At 72.8% G+C, this 18,647-nt stretch carries 14 protein-coding genes and 1 pseudogene; 4 read left to right on the top strand and 11 right to left on the bottom strand.

The genetic code is table 11. The features are described 5' to 3' along the window. Nucleotide 1: 1 nt before the first annotated feature. The gene (locus B056_RS37220; RefSeq protein WP_407672397.1) at nucleotides 2-1,927 is read right to left on the bottom strand and encodes a phosphatidylglycerol lysyltransferase domain-containing protein; all 1,926 of its coding nucleotides are present in this window, start codon (nucleotides 1,925-1,927) and stop codon (nucleotides 2-4) included. A 355-nt stretch (nucleotides 1,928-2,282) separates the two neighbouring features. Here B056_RS37220 and B056_RS0119700 point away from each other — a divergent pair, with 355 nt between their 5' ends. Together B056_RS0119700 and mdoC are read left to right on the top strand one after the other, a co-directional pair. Then, entirely contained in the window at nucleotides 2,283-2,897 is a 615-nt protein-coding gene (locus B056_RS0119700; protein ID WP_018503578.1) for a hypothetical protein, read from the top strand. Between the two features lie 419 nt (nucleotides 2,898-3,316). Then, the gene (gene mdoC, locus B056_RS40785) at nucleotides 3,317-4,603 is read left to right on the top strand and encodes a glucans biosynthesis protein MdoC (protein WP_076784731.1); all 1,287 of its coding nucleotides are present in this window, start codon (nucleotides 3,317-3,319) and stop codon (nucleotides 4,601-4,603) included. 118 nt (nucleotides 4,604-4,721) lie between these two features. Here mdoC and B056_RS37215 read toward each other — a convergent pair. From B056_RS37215 to B056_RS0119680, 3 genes and pseudogenes are all read right to left on the bottom strand, one after another. After that, nucleotides 4,722-5,705: pseudogene (locus B056_RS37215) on the bottom strand (acyltransferase family protein); the annotation flags it as partial. 237 nt (nucleotides 5,706-5,942) lie between these two features. Then, a complete protein-coding gene (locus B056_RS37210) occupies nucleotides 5,943-7,178 on the bottom strand; it encodes a sensor histidine kinase (RefSeq protein ID WP_018503575.1) in 1,236 nt (411 codons plus the stop codon). Between the two features lie 47 nt (nucleotides 7,179-7,225). Then, nucleotides 7,226-7,885, bottom strand: coding sequence for a response regulator transcription factor (locus B056_RS0119680; protein WP_018503574.1), 660 nt, complete (start codon nucleotides 7,883-7,885; stop codon nucleotides 7,226-7,228). Nucleotides 7,886-8,030: 145 nt separating this feature from the next. Between B056_RS0119680 and B056_RS0119675 the strand changes: the two genes are divergently transcribed. Next, nucleotides 8,031-8,846, top strand: a complete 816-nt coding sequence (locus B056_RS0119675) for a hypothetical protein (protein ID WP_154677129.1) — start codon at nucleotides 8,031-8,033, stop codon at nucleotides 8,844-8,846. Nucleotides 8,847-8,978: 132 nt separating this feature from the next. Here the strand turns inward: B056_RS0119675 and B056_RS44530 are convergent, their stop codons facing one another. The 7 genes from B056_RS44530 to B056_RS0119640 all read right to left on the bottom strand — a co-directional run bounded on the left by B056_RS44530 (nucleotide 8,979) and on the right by B056_RS0119640 (nucleotide 17,611). Next, complete coding sequence (locus B056_RS44530; RefSeq protein ID WP_026239902.1) at nucleotides 8,979-9,161, bottom strand: hypothetical protein; 183 nt, start codon at nucleotides 9,159-9,161, stop codon at nucleotides 8,979-8,981. 174 nt (nucleotides 9,162-9,335) lie between these two features. Next, nucleotides 9,336-10,637, bottom strand: coding sequence for an acetyl-CoA hydrolase/transferase family protein (locus B056_RS0119665; RefSeq protein ID WP_018503572.1), 1,302 nt, complete (start codon nucleotides 10,635-10,637; stop codon nucleotides 9,336-9,338). Nucleotides 10,638-10,928: 291 nt separating this feature from the next. Next, a complete protein-coding gene (locus tag B056_RS0119660) occupies nucleotides 10,929-11,807 on the bottom strand; it encodes a universal stress protein (RefSeq protein WP_035752117.1) in 879 nt (292 codons plus the stop codon). A 220-nt stretch (nucleotides 11,808-12,027) separates the two neighbouring features. After that, complete coding sequence (locus tag B056_RS0119655) at nucleotides 12,028-12,855, bottom strand: DUF1918 domain-containing protein (RefSeq protein WP_035752125.1); 828 nt, start codon at nucleotides 12,853-12,855, stop codon at nucleotides 12,028-12,030. A 143-nt stretch (nucleotides 12,856-12,998) separates the two neighbouring features. After that, nucleotides 12,999-13,880 (bottom strand): universal stress protein, encoded by an 882-nt coding sequence (locus B056_RS0119650; RefSeq protein ID WP_018503569.1) that lies wholly within the window; start codon nucleotides 13,878-13,880, stop codon nucleotides 12,999-13,001. Between the two features lie 247 nt (nucleotides 13,881-14,127). Next, complete coding sequence (locus B056_RS0119645; protein WP_018503568.1) at nucleotides 14,128-15,909, bottom strand: sensor histidine kinase; 1,782 nt, start codon at nucleotides 15,907-15,909, stop codon at nucleotides 14,128-14,130. Nucleotides 15,910-16,099: 190 nt separating this feature from the next. After that, nucleotides 16,100-17,611, bottom strand: a complete 1,512-nt coding sequence (locus tag B056_RS0119640; protein ID WP_018503567.1) for a bifunctional aminoglycoside phosphotransferase/ATP-binding protein — start codon at nucleotides 17,609-17,611, stop codon at nucleotides 16,100-16,102. 397 nt (nucleotides 17,612-18,008) lie between these two features. Here B056_RS0119640 and B056_RS0119635 point away from each other — a divergent pair, with 397 nt between their 5' ends. Further along, on the top strand, nucleotides 18,009-18,647 hold the full coding sequence (locus B056_RS0119635) for a response regulator (RefSeq protein ID WP_018505390.1): 639 nt from the start codon (nucleotides 18,009-18,011) through the stop codon (nucleotides 18,645-18,647).

Here is an 18,647-nt window from a genome sequence, read left to right as displayed (position 1 = left end):
TCTACCCGGATGTCACCCGCCGCCGCGGCCGGCGGATGTGCTCGGGAACGCGACGCCACCAGCGGGGCCAGACGAGAAACGCCTCCGCCTCCAGGATGGCGAGTGAGATCCGGAGCAGGTCGGACGATCTCGGGAAACAGACGTACCGGGGCTGCCAGCCGGGCTGGAACTTGGCGTTGAACCGGTACAGGCTGTCGATCTGGAACCAGCGGGACAGGAACATCAGCAGACCACGCCAGGCCCGGATCACCGGCCCGGCGCCGAGGCGTTCCCCGTGCTCGAGCGCGGAGCGGAAGAACGCGAAGTTCAGCGAGAGCCGCTCGACGCCGAGCTCAGCGGCCTGGCGGAGCGCGCTGACGATGAGGAACTCGTTCAGCCCGTTGTCGGCGGTCCGGTCCCGCAGCATCGCGTTCAGGGACAGCCCGCCGCGCCCCCACGGGACGAAGTGCAGCAGGGCGCGCAGGCGGGGCTCGCCGTCGGCCGGGTCGGGGGCGAAGGCCATGACGGCCACGCAGTCGCCGTCGGCGGGATCCCCGAGCCGGCCGAGCGCCATCGAGAAGCCGCGTTCGGTCTCGGTGCCACGCCACTGCGCGGCCTGCGCCTTCAGTCGCGCCGCCTCCCGCGGCGGGATGTCCCGCATCCGCCGCGCGGTGGCGGTGTAGCCGGCGCGCTCGACCCGGGCGACCGCCTGCCGCACGCCGCGCATCGGCCGGCCGTGCAGGGAGAACGTGGCCGCCTCGACCACCGCCTCGTCACCGAACTCGAGCGCGGCGAGGCCGGCCCGGGTCCAGGCCGTCCCGCCCCGGTGCGAGCAGCCGATCACCGCCGGGACCCAGGCGTGGTCGGCGGCCTCGCGCAGGAACTCGGCGATGGCACCCGGCCAGGCCTCCTGGTCCCCGACCGGGTCACCGCTGGCCAGCATGACACCGGAGACCACCCGGTAGGCCACACAGGCCTTCCCGCTGGGTGACCAGATGACCGACTTGTCGCGGCGGAGGACGAAGTAGCCGAGGGAGTCGGCCGCACCGTGCCGCTGGAGCAGGGCCCGTACCCGCTCCTCGTCGTCGCCGGTCAGCCGCGGCCGCGGTGAGGGCGGCCGCAGGGCCAGGTAGGCGGTGGTGACGACGATCAGCAGGCCGAGCGCCAGCAGGATCCGCGCCGCCAGATCCTCGAAGTGGTCGGAGGTGAACCGCAACGGGCCGGCGATGCCGATGAGCCCGGCGACGACCTGCTCGAGCTGGGCCGACAGCGGGTGCGGGCCGACGATCCGGTTCGCCCGGACGTGCAGCAGCAGGAGTCCCGCGCCGAGCGAGAACAGGGCCAGTGTCACCCCGACGCCGAGCGCCTGCCAGCGTGTCCGCGGGTCGCCCTTGGCGCGGAACTCGTCCCGGGTCAGCACCATGACGATCAGCAGACCGGCCGACGCGGTCGCCTCCTCGTAGTCCAGCCCTTTCGCCAGGTGCAGCACGACGCTGACGGCCAGCAGGGCCACGACCGCCTGCCAGGCCCGTCGCTTGCGGCGCCGTAGCCCGCCCGCCAGCAGGACCAGGAGGATGCCGACCACCACGGTGAACGCCGCCGCCTGCCGGGCCGCCGGCGCGGGCAGGATCACCCGCAGCTGCTCCAGGCGGGAACGCCACTCCGGGGTGACGGCGGAGAGCACGTCGATCAGACCGGTCACCAGGGTCAGTAACGCGGCGACCTTCGGCGCCCAGGGCCGCCGCCGTGCGACCGGCCTCGGCTTCGCCTTCGGGTCCGCCGCCTTCGGAACCGTCACCTCGGGCGACGAGACGCCGTTACCGGCGGTGCTGTGACCGGCGGTGCCGCGTGCGCACTTCCCAGCGTTCGTGGCGTGCCCGGGGCTGCCCTGTCCTCCCATGGTCAAAGACAGGGCTTCGGGGGCCCTGATTCCGTCGGTGCTTCTCATGGCTGGGATCGTCTCAGCGGCTCGCCCGTCCGCCTCGGCCGAGTCCGTCCGCGGGCCCCGACGCCGGCGCGTCGCACGGCGGGACTCCCGACGATTACGACATTCCGGGCGGCGTGACATGTCGGGAGTTTCACCGGTCGCCCACCTGTTCCTCGTCCGTCGGCGGGCTGGAGAACGCGGCGGACGTTTCGATTCGAGTGCTCCGGGCATCACATCGCCGCGTATTCCGTGCTCCGCGTTGTTGTTGTTCGAGTGTCGGTGCGCGTAGCCCCAGACGGCCCCCGGAGACAAACACGCCAACTGTGCCGGGCGTGGTGCGGTGGGCCCCGGTGCATGGTGAAACAAGGAGATCGAAATGACAGTTTCCTCCGAGCGGCGCCAGGCGGTACTCGACGAGGTACGTGACCTACAGAACTCCTCCACCAAGCCCCGGGAGGAGGACGTAAAGCTGGATCAGGCGCTGGCCGATCTCTACTCCACCCTGCCGCGGGCCTGGCTGACCCGTGCGCAGTACGAGAGTGGCCAGACCTTCCGGGGCAGTCTGTTCAACGCCGACTGCGCTCAGTACGTCGGCCGCCAGGACATCTGGCTGTACGCCGACGTTCCGGACACGACCAAAGCCATCGAATGGCGGATCTACCGGGACGGCGGAAACCTGATTCTCATCACGAGTCTCAATGGTGAGCCGATGTATTTCAACTGGCGGAACTCCACCGGAGCCTGTAAACTCTACTCCAGCTACGACCGGTTGCTCGTGAACCGCTGGGTCAGTGACGACATATTCCAGATGCAGAATCCAGCCAACAGCCAGCCGATCGGGACGTGGTCCAGCACAGACTACGAGCTGTACAACCGGACCAACGTCTCGAACCCCGGATTCAAGTTCTCCTACGTGATCGAGGACGACCTCTCGGCCGACGACCGGCTGATATTTGACACCTACCACAAGGAGAACCCGTCCGCTCCGTAGTCGGCGGCACGGGTACTGTGGCAGCGGCCGCACGAAACCAGGTGCGGACGGTGGTCGGAGCCCCTGTAGCCCCGCCGGGCACAGGGGCTGCCGGCCGTCGCGGCCAGCCCTTTCGTCGAGGATTCGACGGTAGCTCAGGTCCCGGCCCGCCGGGACCTGTCTCCTTGCTCGAATGATTCCATCAGACCATGCTCCCGGGTTGATTTCGGGGAAAGCCAGCGCCCCGTAAGTCCTGATGATCACCCGCATTTTCGGATGGTGTCGCATCTCATCCAGAGACCGGCCTGGAAGTGGCACGGCGCGACATTCGGTGGCACGTTCCGAGCGTAGTGTTTCGCGAGCCCTTGCGCTTCTTCCCGACGTCGTCCGGCGCCGGGAAGGCGTGTATCCGTCGGTCGGAAACGGGAAAGCAGGGACTCGTGGGCAAGCGGGAGGCGGCACCCACCGCGGCAGCACCCACCGCAGGTGTTCGCTACCACCATCTGGACGCGCTGCGCGGCGTCCTCATGCTGATAGGTGTTTTCGTTCACGTGGCCACGCTCGGGGACGATCCCGTCTTCGACGGGATAGCACGTGCCTCCGGTCTCTTCCGGATGGAGACCTTCTTCGTCGTCTCGGGTTTTCTCTCCGCGATGCTCACCGCGAAGTACGGGTCCGGGCTGGCCCTCCGGCGCAGGCTGGCGGCGGTAGGCGTGCCGCTGGCGGCGACGCTCGTGCTGTTCAACCCGCCGACGCTGTGGCTGATCTCCCGCTTCCACAACCGCAGCGACATCTCGTTCGTCGACTTCGTGCGGGCCTGCCTGGCTCCAGCGTTCGAAGGCCGGTTGAACTGGTACCTGCATCTGTGGTTCCTGCTGGTACTTCTTGGCTACGCGCTCCTCACCCCCGCGGCGGTGAAGCTGCTGGGCAGACTCGTCTCCACCCGGGTCTATCGGCGGGCCACCGCGGGGCGGCTGCGCGCCATGGCGACGATCACGCTTCTCGTGCTGGGCACGATGGCGGCCGGCCGGATCGGCTGGGAGCAGGCCATCCGTCCCGGCACCGGATCAGGATTCCACGCGGATCTGATCCGCCGCACTCTGGAGTTCCTGCCGTTCTTCCTGCTCGGCCTCCTGTTGTATCTGGACCGGGGCCGGCTCGTGCCCTCGTTCCAGCGGCCCGCGCCGGTTCTCCTCGCGGTGTCGGGCCTCGTCCTGCTGGCGTCATGGCACGGGTGGGTGAACGCGCTGGCGATTGGCACCGGCCGGGTGCTGGCCGAAACGATGTTCGCCATCCCGGTGATCGCGATGATCTTCGCCGCCGCCAGCCGGTGGGGGTCGCGCCCGAGTCCCGCCCTGCGCTATCTGGCGGACGCCTCGTACTCCGTCTACCTGCTGCATTTCTTCTGGATCTACGTGTTCGCGACCCTGCTCGGTTTCGATCCAGGTCTCGGTTCGGCCCGGATGACGCTGCTGGTCGTCGCCACCTACGCGGCCACGTTCGCCACCCACCATCTCGTGATTCTCCGGTTCCCCCTCCTCCGACGGGTCTTCAACGGCAGGTTCCCGCCGAAGACCCACACCGGTGGGCGGACGCCGGCGGCCGTGCCGGAAGCGCCGCCCCCGGCCGCACCGGCGTTTCCGTCCCTGGCCGTGCCGGCGCTTCCGCCCCTGGCCACACCGGCGGTGCCGGGCCCGGCTGGGACGGCGGGCCCGCCGCGCGCGTAGGCCGTCCCCCGGGGCGTGGGGTGGGCCGGGGCAGCAGCATCCCCAGCCAGGACGGCGCCGGCGCCGACTTGAGGGCGAGCGCGGGCGATTCCACGAGGTGCCAGCTCGCGACCGCGACCGCCGCCGAGAGGGCGATCGAGGCGACGATGTTGACGGCGACGCTGTCGTCGCCGACACCGAGCTCCAGCAGGAGAAGCTGCAGCGGCCACGAGTAGACGTACATGCCGTAGGAGAGGTCCCGTCGGCTCCCGACCCGCATGAGACGACGTCCGGTGCCCACCCACAGCAGCAGGTAGGCCAGCGGCACCGGCGCGAGGGGCAGGTAGGAGGCGGGAGCGGCGAGGGCGATCGCGAGCAGACAGCAGCTCGCGCCGAGCAGCGGCCGGTTCAGCGGGACGCGGTCGGCGTAGAGGAACAGCGCCGCGCCGACGAGGAACATCGAGGTGAAGCGGAGCAGATAGGTGTCGGTGAGACGGTCCGTCCCGGAGACGGCACCCACGGCGACGAGAGCCAGGCAGGCGGCGGCCAGGCCGAGGACGGCCGCCCGGCGCCGGCGCAGCAGCCCCATCGCTCCGAGGAACCCGATCATCAGGTAGCACAGCGCCTCGAAGAACAAGGTGTGCAGCGAGCCGTCGAGCGCGCCGCCGCCGTTGAGGTCACCGATGTTGAACTGGCGCATCCGCAGCAGGCTGTTGGCGGCGACGTAGGTCAGCGCCGAGTCCGGGCCCGTCCAGGGATAGCCGGCGAGGGTGTCCCGTTCGAGCAGCCACAGCAGCGGTCCGAGGATCACCGCGCTCACGGCGAGGCAGACCCAGAAGCCGGGCAGGATCCGCAGCAGGCGATGCCACAGGAAACGCCCCGTCGAGCGCGCCCGTTGCCGGCTGCGGGTGATCAGGAAGCCACTGAGCAGGAAGAATCCGTCCACGGCGACCTCACCGGCCTCGGGGCCGCCGGTCAGCTGGCCGAGCGGGTCGTCCTCGTCCCGGACGAACCCCCAGGAGTGCGACACCAGGACGGTCGCCGCCAGGACGAGCCTGAGCGCGTTGAGGTTGTTGTGCCGGGGGTCGAACGCCTGTCCCAGGGTCCGCGCGCCGGGCGCCACCAGCGATCCCCGCGGCGTCCATGCTCCCCACGGCGATCCCTGCCGTTTCCTGCGGTGGCGAGGGCCTACGGGCCGGCCCGGGACGTGGGCCGAGCTGGCATGCGTCACGTCTCGTGTCCTCTCGAGGCCTCAGCCCGGCCTGTCCGTGGACGGCGATCCGGGAGCTGACGCATCCAGAGGACTACCTTGCGCGCCCCTCCCGGGCCGGTGTCGCACGCACGGGTGCGGCCATGTCCGTCAGAGGTACGTCCGTTCCCGGACCGGCCCCCCGAACCGGCCCGCGGCCGGTCCGGATCGGGCGCTTTCCCGGGTCGGCAGGAAGACGGCCATCTCCAGGCCGCCTTCGGGCCGGGACACGGCCCGGACCGAGCCGCCGTGGGCGCGGACGATCGAGGCGACGATCGACAGGCCCAGTCCGGCCCCGGGCGTCGCGCCGGTCCCGGGCCCGGGACCGGCGCCCCGCGATCCCCGTCCTGCCCGGCTGAACGGTTCGAACAGATCGACGGCCGGGGACAAGCGCACCGGAGGGCCGGTGTTGGCGACCCGCAGCACCGGGTCTCCGCCGTCGCGCACCCACACCGTCCCGCCGCGCCGGTTGTACTTGATCGCGTTGTCGACCAGGTTGGAGACCATCCGTTCCAGCAGCACCCGGTCGCCCCACACGACCTCGGGCGGCCGGGCGGCACGGCCGTGGCCGGAGCGTTCCCAGCGCAGGTCCACCCCGGCCTCGACGGCGACGGCCCGGTGCGTGTCGACGACCGTCTCCACGACCTCGTCGAGGCACACCGCCTGGCGGGCCGCGAGCCCACGGTCGCTGCGCGCCAACACCAGCAGCCCCTCGATGAGGGCCTCGATACGCACGTTCATCGTCAACAGCCGGGTGCAGAGCTCGCGCGACGCCGGGTCGGCGCCGGGCCGGCCCATCGCGACCTCGACGAGGGTGCGCTGCGCGGCCAGCGGGGTGCGCAGCTCGTGCGACGCGTTGGCCACGAACCGGCGCTGGCTGTCGAAGGACGCCGCCAGCCGGTCGAGCATCTCGTCGAACGTGTCGGCGAGCTCGGTCAGTTCGTCGCGCGGCCCGGGTAACCGGATCCGCGCGTCGAGGTTGTCCGCCCCGAGCCGGCGGGCCGTCGCGACCACCGCCTGCACCGGGCGCAACATCCGGTCTGCCACCACCCATCCCAGCAGCAGCGCCAGGATCAGGGTGGCCCCGATCGCCACCCCCGACTGCACCAGCAGGGTGTTCAGCACATCGCCGCGATAGGTGCGGACGGCGCTGACCACGGTCAGCACGCCGGTCTCCGGGCCCGAACCCGTCCCGGCGACATCGGGGGGCCCGGGACCCGGCTGTCCGGGCATCGTCATCGTTCCCGAGACGGAACGCGCGGCGGCCGGCGGCAGCGCGGAGCGGACCAGGATGTAGTTGACGGCCAGCAGCGCCACGCCACTGAGGAGGAACAGGCCACCGCACATCAGCGCGAGCCGGATCCTGACCGACAGCGCCTCCGGCCGGGGTCTCCTCAGCCCGTCATCCGGTACCCGACCCCGGCGACCGTCTCGATCAGCGGGGGCGGCCCCAGCTTGCGACGCAACGTCATCACCGCCATCCGCACGGCGTTGGTGAACGGGTCGACGTTGGAATCCCAAGCCTTCTCCAGGAGCTCCTCGGCGCTGACCACGGACCCGTCGGCCCGCATGAGAACCTCAAGGACGGCGAACTCCTTACGGGACAGCGCGACGAAACGGCCGTCCCGCGACACCTGGTGCCGCGGCACGTCCAACTCGACGCCGGCGCGGGACAGCACCGGCGGTACCGCGGCCCGGGCCCGCCGACCCAGTGCCTGCACCCGGGCGACCAGTTCGGCGAACGCGAACGGCTTGGTCAGATAGTCGTCGGCCCCCACCCCGAACCCGTGCACCCGGTCGGCGATGTCCCCGGCGGCGGTCAGCATGATGACCCGGGTGTCGCCGCCGGCGGCCACCACGGCCCGGCACACGTCGTCGCCGTGCACCGCGGGCAGATCCCGGTCGAGCACGATCACGTCGTAGGGGTGGAGCGCGGCCAGCTCCAGGGCGCTGGCGCCGTCACCGCAGGTGTCCACCGCCATGGCCCGCTGGCGCAGGCCCTCCGCGATGGCCTCGGCCAGCATCGCCTCGTCCTCGACGACCAGGATCCGCACGCGACCGCCTCTCCGTTCACGTCGATCATCGGTGGCGGGCCATAAAGAAAGCGTAAGGGGCGACGCTTACGGAACCCGGATCGTCCGCTCACTAGATCTGGTCATGGCCGGCGAATCCGCGGCGGCCACGATCCGGAGGTGGCACATGAGACGACGATGGTCCGCGCGCGTTCTGCTCGGGACGGCGATCGTGCTGGCTGTCGGCGCGAGCGGCACCGCGCTGGCGATGGCCGCCCAGCCCGCCGACCCGACCGGGCCCGGCGCGGAGGGCGACGCTCCCGCCCTCCCACCGGACGACGCCTTCACCCGGTGCCTCGTGGCGAACGGGGCCCAGGTGGACACCGAGACGTCGGCGGACGGCCGGCGATCGGTGCGGGTGACGATCGACCCGGCCCACCAGTCACCGGCGCTGGACGCCTGCCAGCGGTACGTGCCCGCTCCTGGCACCGTCGGCGGCCCGGCCCCGATCCAACCGTTGACCACGGAACAGAACGCGGCCGTGACGAAGTGCCTGCTGGCGGCGGGAGTCACCGTCCCCGCTCCCGGAACCACCCAGGTGCTGGGTCTTCCGCCGGCGGACGAACCGCTCTCCGTGGGCCCGGCCCCCGATGCTGGGGACGGCAGCGGCACGGGCAGCGGCAGCGCCCCGGCCCCCGGCGCCGGAGACGGTCCCATCCTGATGCCCGGCCCGGGTGTCGGCGGCGGTCTGGTGATCAGCGGTGCGCCGGGCGCACGTGGTGGCCTGGTGATCAGCGGTGAATCGGGCGCGGGCGGTGAAGCGGCACCCGGCGGCCCCGACCTGCCCGGCGACGCGCCCGACCTGCCGGACGCGAAGGTGCTCGGCGCGCTCGGCCAGTGCGCGCAAGCCGCCGGCCTGCCCGGTCTCGCCCTGGAGACGCACTCGGGGGACAGGACCACCACAGTGGTGGCGATGGCGATGGCTGAGGCGCCCCGCTCGTAGCCGCGGACAGCGCTTCCCGGTCGCCGTCAGGCGGGTGACGGACTGGTCGCGTCAGGCGGGTGGCGGATCGCCGCGCCCGCCTGACGCGACCACGACCGGGCCCGGCCGGCCCAACAGTCCGGTGACCTCAGGTCACAGGCCCGCGCTGGTGACGTCGGCCGAGTGGGTGATCGAGGGGCACCGGATCCAACTGGTGCAGTCCCGTCCCGTCACGACCGGCGGGACGGTCGGTACGGCCGGGACCGCCGGGACGGCACCGGTCACGGAGGCGCCCCGGCCCGGGAGAGCCGAGCCGTCCGGCGCCGTGCTGCTCACCGGCCTCGGCGGCGCGCCGGGCCGGGCGGGCGACCGGGTCCGCGTCCTCACCTCACCCGGCGAGGGCGCGGCGCTGCCCGTCGTGGGCGTGGGCCTGCTGCGCGCGGAGTTCGTGGAGCGGATGGCCGCCTCCGTCGAGCGGATCACCCGAGCGTTCGCGCCCCGGCCGGTGATCTACCGGGCGACGGACTTCCGCAGCAACGAGTTCCGTCCGGCCTCCCACAGGCCGGGGCGGGCCGCCGGGTGCGCCACCTGCTCGATGAGGTCGCGGGCCTGTCCCTCCTGCCCGCTGCCCCACAGCTGCGCGGTGCCGTGCTCGCTGATGACATGGCTGTGCTGGAAACTGGTGGTCGGCTCGGCCAGCGCCGGGACGACCGTCGACTGACCGGTCTTGGCGTGCCAGCTCGGCAGGGCGATGATCGCCCGTCCGCCGTCGGCGTGCAGCGCTCCGGTGACGAAGTCGGGCTGCCCGCCGAAGCCCGACCAGACCCGCCCGCGCACGAACGAGGCGTTGGCCTGGGCGTGCAGGTCGATCTGCAGCGCGGTGTTGATCGACGTCATGCGATGCTGGCGGGCGATGGTCCCGGGGTCGTTGACGGTCTCGGTGCGCAGCAGCCGGACCCGCGGGTTGCGGTCGAGCCAGGCGTAGAGCTCGCCGGAGCCGAACACGAAACTGGTGACCAGCTCAGCCCGCGGGGCGAGGGCACCCGCGCGGTCGAGTTCCAGCACGCCGTCGGAGAACGTCTCCGTCCACACCCGCAGGCCGCGGCGCCCGGTGAGCGCCGCGAGAGTCGCGTCGGGGACGGCGCCGATGCCCAGCTGCAGGGTCGCGCCGTCGGGCACCAGCGCGGCGACCCGGGCGCCGATCTCGTGCTGGATGTCGCTGGAGGGCCTCAGGGCTGGGCTGGCCAGTGGCAGGTCGACCTCGACGGCGAGATCCACGTCGTCGCAGGAGAGCTCACCGTCGCCGAAGGTGTAGGGCATCCGGGAGTTGGTCTGGGCGATGACCAGGCCACCGGACGCCCGGACGGCCTCGACGGCGGCCGGCAGGATGTTGACCTCGGTGCCCATCGACACCTTCCCGTCGACCGGCCGGCTGGTGTGCAGGATGACGGCGTCGGGGCGGTGCGCGCCGGCGAACAGCCGGGGGACCAGGCTCAGCCGGCAGGGCAGGTACTCGAGCGCGTGGTGTCCCCGCATCCCGGGCCCGACGAACGGCGTCACCGGGCTGACGCCCGCCCGTTCGGGGACGGCGTGCTGGGCGTTGAGGACGAACAGGCGGTAGGCGGGCACCGCCCGGTCGAGCGCGTCCACGGCGACGGTCGGCGTGGCGAAGTTCCCCGCCGCGACGACCAGCGGCGACCGGTCGGACCGGTCCGGCTGAGACGGCCGGGCCGGCTGAGACGGCCGGTCCGGCCGGTCCGCCAGCCGGGCGGCGAGCAGGTCCACGAGCACGGGCTCGCTCACGATCCGCATGGCCGCATCGTCCCGGGTGCCCCGAACGGCACGCCCGGTGGGGCGTCCGACGGCCCGGGGCCTCCCCGCGGGTCGTGGCGGTCCAGGGACTTCCGTGGCCGCTTCGGCCCCCGTGCCGCGGCAGTTCGTCGGGACCGCCGGCGACGAGGCGGCGGGCGGCCTACCGGCCGCTCAACCCGTCGGGGGAGCCGTCGCTCGCTGTTTCGGTCGTCATGCCGGACACCGCCGCTCGTGGTCCGGCTTCGGTGGTCGGACGTGACCGGAACGGGCTGGGCGGGTCGGCGTGGCCGTTCAGCCGTGGATGACGGCCACGGGGCAGGCGGCGTGCAGCACGCACTGGTGGGCGGTGGAGCCGAGCACCAGTTCGGTGAAGCCGCCGCGCCCGCGCGTGCCGACCACCAGGAGCTGCGCGTGGGCCGAGGCGTTCAGCAGGGCGCGGGTCGGGGTGTCGTCGACCGCCTGCAGGCTGACCTCGACACCGGAGTCGTCGTCGAGGTCGGCGGTCGCGACGTCGGCGAGGAGCTGCTCGGCGCCCGTGCGCAGCGAGGGGTAGAACTCGTCCAGAGGCACGCCGAACGTGGTGATGTTGCTGCGGAAACCGTGCACGAGGTGCAGCGGGGCGCCGCGCTCGGCGGCCCAGACCGCGGCCCAGCGAACCGCGGCCTGCGACGGCGCTGAGCCGTCCACCCCGACCACGATCGGCCGCCGGTCGGGTCGCGGGCCGGTGACGGTGCCGCGGACGACGACCACCGGCCCGGAGCAGTGGTGCAGGAGCTGCTGGGCGACGGAGCCGGCCAGGATGCGGTGGGCCAGTCCCGGGCCGCGGGCTCCGATCACGGTCAGGGAGGCGTTCTTCGCCTCCGCGACGAGCGCGTCCACCGGATCCTGGTCGACGACGATCCTGCGCAGCTCGATCGGCGGGTCGGGCAGCGGCACCCGCTCGATCGTCCGGTCGAGCATCGCGGCGGCGGCCGCCGCGAGGCCCGCGTGGTCGGCGTTGACCGCGGCCCGGTAGACCGGCCGCGGCAGGCCGTCGGCCGTCCAGCCCAGCAGGGCGGTGACGGGTCGGTGCTCGGTCCGGGCCGCCTCCACGGCCCAGCGCAGGGCGGCCTCCGACCCCGCGGAGCCGTCGATTCCAACAAGGATTGTTCGGGTGCTTCCGGCGCTCACGATGGCCTCCTGCGGCTGTCGACCGTCCGATCGGGTGGGCCCGAAGGGGCTGGTCTCAGCGTGCGGCAGAGACAGCGGCGTCTGAACCGGCGAAGGTCGGCGGCCCGACCGGACCTTCGGCCCGCGGGCGGGCCGACCACTCGCTCCGTTGACGGGTCGGCCGCTGGCCCGTCACGTGCGTGCGCGTGGGCGGCGGTCCGGCCCGGCCCGTCACGGACTGTCAGTGGGTGGCGCTGTGGGCGGGCTCGCCGTGGTGACGTACCTCCGCGTCGGGCCCGGGATAGATGAAGCTGACGTGACCGGTGTCGGTCCAGCGCACCGCGAACGGCGGGTCCCCCGCGGGCGAACGGACCTCGAAGATCTCCCCGGTCCGGTCAGGCTGCCGGGTGGCACCGCTGTGCACGACCAGTGTGTCGCCGGGGGCGGCGCGCATCTGCCTGCGCCGGGGCGGAAGCTCGGGCACCGCGCCGGGTTCCGTCTCCACACCGCCGTCGCCGTCGCCGCTGCCGCCGGAGGTACGCGCGGTCGTGCCGGGCACGCCGGGCACACCGGGCGTGGTGACCGGGGCCGGCGCGGCGGACCCGGCCGGCGCCCTGGGCGCGGACCGCGGCGGACCTGCCTCGTGGTGTGGCGTGAGCACCTCGTCGGCCAGTGGGTGGACGAGGTTGGAGACCTGGCGTTCGTTGCGGATGAGCAGGTCGTCGAGGGAGAGCAGGCCGACGGCCCGCCGGCCCTCCATCACCGGGAGCCGGCGGAAGGCGTGGTCGCGGAACACCCGGTAGGCGCGTTCGATGTCGACGGCACCGGGAATCGTGATCACCTCGGTGGTCGTCAGCGCCTCGATCGGGTCGTCCGGGGAGACACCGCGCGCGACACCGCGCAGGACGATGTCCCGGTCGGTGACGATCCCGACCAGGTTGTCGTCGTCCTCCACGACGAGGAGCGCGCCCACCCCCTGGCGCTCCATCTCTCGGGCCGCGTCCCGGATCGGGGTCCTCCGGTCCACGACGACCGGCTGCCTGGTGATCGCGCTGCGAATGTCGCTCATGCTCACCGCCTCCACCTGATGGGGCAGCAGCCGTTCCCTCTGGGATCGTCCGGTGGGCCGGCGTCCCCCGTCCCACCGGACGTCTCGCGGTCACGAATGGTGCCCGCCTGCGTACCCGTAGGGCTACCCGGAGCCCGAGATGGTCATCCCGTGCCGGTGGTCCGGGCCTCGCCCGGCACGACGGCCACCGGGCAGCGCGCGTGCAGGATGCTCTGGTGGCTGACCGAGCCGAGCAGCAGTTCGGCGAAGCCGCCCCGGCCGCGATGACCGACCACGAGGAGCTGCGCGTTCTCGGTCTCGCGCAGCAGGACGGCGCTGGGCGCCTCCGGCGTGACCACCGTGTCGACGACGATCTCACCGGCCCCGGCCAGGCCCTTCGCCACGATCTCGTCCAGCGTCTCCTGGGCCCGGTGGAGCAGATCCGACTGCCCGGCGATGATCAGTTCCGGGTAAGGCACGTCGGTGTGGCCCAGCGCGTGGACGACCCGCAGCGGTGCCCGGCGTAGCGCGGCGGCCTCGGCGGCCCAGCGCAGCGCGCCGACCGAGTTCCCCGAACCGTCGACGCCGACGATGACCGGGCGCGGCGCCGGGGGCCCCTCGGTCGCTCCCCGGACGACGACGACCGGGACGCGCGCGTGGTTGACCACGCCCTGGGCGACCGACCCCGCCAGCGCGCGGTGAACCGGACCGTGACCGTGCGACCCGACGACGATCATCTCGACGTCGGCCGAGTTCTCCTCCAGCGCGGCCACCGGCGAGGCGTCGACGACGAGGCGGCTCACCTCGGCCTCCGCCAGGCCCGCGCGGTCGACCGCCTGGTCCAGCGCGGTGGACGCCGCGGTCGCGAGGTCGGTGTGGTCGGCCCGCAGGGCGCGGCGGTGCACCTCGCGCTGCAGCCCGTCCCCGCCCCACGCCAGCAGGGCGATGATGGCGCGGCCGCGCAGCCGCGCCTCGCGTAACGCCCACCGAAGCGCGTCCTCCGAACCCGTCGAACCGTCCACGCCGACGAGAATCGCGCCGCTCATGTCCTACCGCCCGTCTCTGCTGACGGCCGGGGGCCGTCAGTCCGAATTCCGCTCGTTCGAATGTCCCACCGTGGACGGAACGGAACATCCGTCTTTTGATTGGCGGTGCCCGGTCCAGGGCCACGGGTTCTCAGGACCATGGTCCCGAGAACCGCTGCCCCACGGACGGGGCGGAATTCGGTGGACGTCCGTGCGGGCCCGCTCGTCCGACGGGTCGTGCGCATACGGAAGAAACGTGCCGGCGGAATCAGAGGGGCGCGGTCCACCGGAGGTGGGTGCCGCCGGTGGACCGGGCCGTGGCGGTGAAGGTGCCGCCGAGGCTCTCGGCCCGGGCGCGCAGGTTGTCCAGGCCGCTGCGGCGGGTGGAGTCACCCAGGCCGACGCCGTTGTCGACGGCGTCGAGGGTGACCATGTCCCCGTCCACGGCCAGCTGCACCTCGACGCCGGTCGCGTGGGCGTGGCGGGCGGTGTTCGTGAGGGCCTCGCGGACGACCGCGAGCAGATGGTCGGTGAGCTGCTCGTCCACGACCGTGTCGAGCGGGCCGGTCAGGGAGATGGTGGGAGCGAACCCGAGGGCGGGCCGCACATCCTCCGCGATCTTGTCGAGGGCGGCGCGCAGGCGGCCGCGCTTGGTCGGGCCCTGCCCGCGCAGTTCGAAGATGGAGCGGCGGATGTCCTTGATGGTCGCGTCGATGTCCTCGACGTAGCCGTTGAGCCGGTCGGCGTTGGACGGGTTCTCGTACTGGGCGAGATCCTGCATGCCGAGCGCCACGGCGAACATGCGCTGGATGACGTGGTCGTGCAGGTCGCGGGCGATCCGGCCGCGGTCGGCGAGGACACGCAGGTGTTCCTGGTCGGCCCTGGCCCGGGCGAGCTCGAGGGCGACGGCGATGTGACCGCCGAAGCTGGTGGCCATGTCGAGGTCGCCGTCGGTGAAGGCCCGGGCGCCGCGGTCGCGGCCGATGAGCAGCACCCCGCCGCACTGGTCGCCGCCGGCCACGAGCGGGACGACCATGAGCGGCCCGGTGCGTGCCGCGCGCTCGGCGGGGAGCGCGTCGAGCTCCGCGTCGTCGACGCGGAGAGCCTGCTGCTCGGCGATCACCCGGCCGGTCAGGGTGTGCTCGAGGGGGATCAGTCGGCCGACCCGGCCGTCGGGCGCGGCGGTGTCGTCGGCCCCGGTGACGGCGATGGCGATGCGGGCGTGCCCGGCGTCGTTCCCACGGTCCGTGCCGTTCTGGTGGTCCGTCTCGTTCTGGTGGTCTGTCTCGTTCCGGCGGTCCGCCGGCGCCCCGCCCTGGTCGCCACGGTCTCCGGCGCACAGCGCGAGGGCGACGAAGGGGGCGTCGGCGACCTCCTGGATGCGGTGCGCGAGGGCGGCGAGCGTGTTGTCGGCGCCGATCATCAGCTGGCGGCTGATCTCCGCGGAGGCGGTCATCCACAGGTGGCGCTGCTGCGCCTCGTGGTAGAGCCGCGCGTTCGCGATCGCCACGCCGGCGTTGGCGGCCAGAGCCTGGGCGAGTTCCTCGTCCTCGGCGGTGAACGGGATGCCGTCCCGTTTGTCGGTCAGGTAGAGATTGCCGAACACCTCGCCGCGCACCGTGATCGGGACGCCCAGGAAGGTCCGCATCGGTGGATGCCCGGCCGGGAAGCCCTGGGAAGCCGGGTCGAGAGAGATGTTGTCGGCGCGGCGGGGACGCGGGTCGTCGATCAGGATGCCGAGCAGGCCGTGACCGGTGGGCAGGTGGCCGATCCGCTCCACGTCGGCGTCGGTCATGCCGACGTGGACGAACTCCTCGAGGGTGCGGTCGGGGGCGACGACGCCCAGGGCGCCGTAGCGGGCACCGAGCAGATCCGTCGCGGCCTCGACGATGTGCCGGAGCAGGACGGGCAGCCGCAGGTCGGTGGCGATGACCCGGTTCGCCTGGAGCAGGCCGCGCAGCCGGCCCTGGGTGGCGAGGACGTCCTGGGCGCGCTCGACGAGCTGGCTGAGCAGGTCGTCGAGTTCCAGCCGGGCCACCGTGGGGAACATCAGGCCGTCGCCGGGAGGCGGCTCGGTGGACGCCGGTACGCCCGGCGACGCCCACGGGGACTCCCCGTCGGACGGGTCGGCCGCCGGTGTCTGGCCCGACCGGTACGGGGCCGGGGATTCGGATCTTGCCGCCACGCGAGCACGATACGCGAGGCGGGAGCGCCGCGGCCCGGGTTCCACGATCGTCGCCTCACCCCGTGGCCCGTCGCGCCGCCCTCAGGATGGCGTCGGTCTCCGTCGTGTGGCGCAGGGTCCTCGCCTCGGGCCACGGGTCGGCGCCGGCGAGCTCGTCGGTGTGCCCGGTGTCGGACCGGGTGCCCGGCCGCGGTTCCGGGGCCGGTCGTGTACCGGGCCGGGTGTGGTCGGGATGCGCACACCGGAGCTGGACGAGATCCGCCGCGGTGGCGCGGGCGATCGCGGCGGCGCGCTCCCGCTCGCCGCGCCGGGCCCAGGGCGCGTCGAGGATGACCGTCTCGCCACGCTCGGCCGCGATGCGCGCGCGCCGCAGCAGCTCCTCGTATCCGGCGTCAGAGTACCCGGCGTCAGACACGCCGCTGGTCGCCTGGCCCGGACCGGCGCCGGTGGTCTCGGCGCGCAGCAGTGTCCAGCCCTCCGCCTCGGCGAGGTCGGCGGCCAGCTCACCGCGACCCGACCCGCGGGCCCCGCCGACCAGCACGAGCCGAACCCGTCCGTGACGCAGGCTCACGAGCGCCAGCGAGGCCAGGGCCCGGGCCTGCGCGGCGGCTGATCTGTCACCCTGCTCGTGCCGGGCGCAGGCGACCTTGCAGCGCACGAACGCCCGGTACGCGACGTAGAGGTGCTCCAGCGACCTCGGATGGGTCTCGGCGGAGTACTCGCGGTAACGGTCCAGGAAGTACGCGGCGAGATCCGAACGGCCGAGCCGCTCGAGGTCCATCGCGAGGAAGGCGATATCACCCAGGACGTCGCCGACGCGCAGGCGCTGGTCGAACTCCAGGCAGTCCAGGACGCGGGGGCCGTCGTCCAGGCAGTAGATGTCGTCGGCGAGCAGGTCGCCGTGCCCGTCGCGGATGAGCCCGCGACGCTGCCGCTCGCGCAGCAGGGGCTCGCGGCCGTCCAGGTAGCGTCCGGCGAGCCGGCCGACGGCCTCGATCGTGCCGGCGTCGAGGACGGAGCCCACATAGGGCTGGACGCCCCGCAGGCCCTCCTCCCACAACCCGCGCAGCGTGGTGGCGGAGCCGGCGTCGGCGATCTGGTCGGAGGTGGCGCAGCGGGAGTGGAAGTCCGCGAGGAGGCGGGCCACGGCCCGCAGCTCGCCGGTGACGTCGCCGCCGGCGGTCACCAGGGTGGACAGCCGCCGGCCCGCGGGCAGGCGGCGCATGACGACCATGTGGTCGCAGGCGCTCCCGTCGGGGCCGAACACGTCGGCGACGCCGAGGTAGACGTCCGGCGCCAGCCGCCGGTTGAGGTCCACCTCGGCGTGGCAGGCGGCCTCGCGGGCCTGCCGGGTGCGGAAGTCCAGGAAACCGAGATCGGCCGGCTTCTTGGTCTTGTAGACCCGGTCGCCCAGGAAGACCAGCACGGACGTGTGCGTCTCGACCAGCCGCGCCGGCGGCCCCGCCGGTGTGCACTGGGACGCCGGCGGGCCGCCAGGACCAGTCCGGACGCGCGCCGGTGACGCCGCCGAGGAGAGAACCGTGTCCGCTGCCGTCGCCGCACCCATGCCTCAACCCTGCCCCCGGGATGCTCCGGGTACAGCGTTCTCGAGTAGGCCGGCCGGGGTGCCAAAGGTCCCGGGGCCGGTGGGACCAACGGGACGCCCGCCGCCGCGCGGCAGCTGGTTGACGACCGCCGCCGCGTCCGCGGGTCTGGGCAGTGGGGAGTCCTCGGCGGTGACGACACGCCGATGGCCACCAGTACGCCGTAGAGGAAGTGATCCACCACCACGGTGAGCCGGTGGGCAGCGCCCGCTGACGGACGGCCCGGGCCGGCGGCCGGTCGCCCGACCAGCGGTCGCGGCGTGAATGGCCGGCTGGGCGCGTGGGCCGCCGGCGCACCCGTTGGTCCTGGCGGGCGAGAGCCGATTGGCGAGGCGACTTCGAGGCCGTATCGTCGCGCTCATGGAGAAGATCCGGGTGTTCGTTCTCGATGACCACGAGATCGTGCGTAATGGTCTGCGTCAGACGCTCGCCCGGCATGACGATATCGAGGTCGTCGGTGAGGCCGGGCTGGCCGCGGAGGCGTTGCGGCGGATTCCCGCGTTGCATCCGCATGTGGCGGTGCTGGACGGGCGGCTGCCTGATGGCAGCGGCATCGACGTGTGTCGGGAGGTGCGTTCGGCGTTGCCGGACGTGGCGTGCCTGATTCTGACGTCCTATGACGATGACGAGGCGTTGTTCTCGGCGATCATGGCGGGGGCGGCGGGGTACGTGTTGAAGGAGATCCGGGGCAACGATCTGGTGGGGGCGATCCGGACGGTGGCGTCGGGGCAGTCGTTGCTGGCGCCGTCGGTGACGCGGCGGGTGTTGGAGCGGTTGCGGGACGGGCCGAACGAGGACCCGGCGATGGCGACGCTGAACCAGCGGGAGCGTGAGATCCTGCAGTTGATCGCGGACGGGTTGACGAACCGGCAGATCGGCACGCGGCTGGGGTTGTCGGAGAAGACGGTGAAGAACTACGTGTCGAGCATTCTGGAGAAGCTCGGCCTGGCGAGCCGCACGCAGGCCGCCGTCTACCTGATGAAGCAGAGCGGGGAGTAG

It is taken from the genome of Parafrankia discariae, from assembly GCF_000373365.1.
GTDB lineage: Bacteria > Actinomycetota > Actinomycetes > Frankiales > Frankiaceae > Parafrankia > Parafrankia discariae.
Note: the sequence above shows the minus strand (reverse complement) of the source record. Positions and strands in the feature narration are given on the sequence as shown.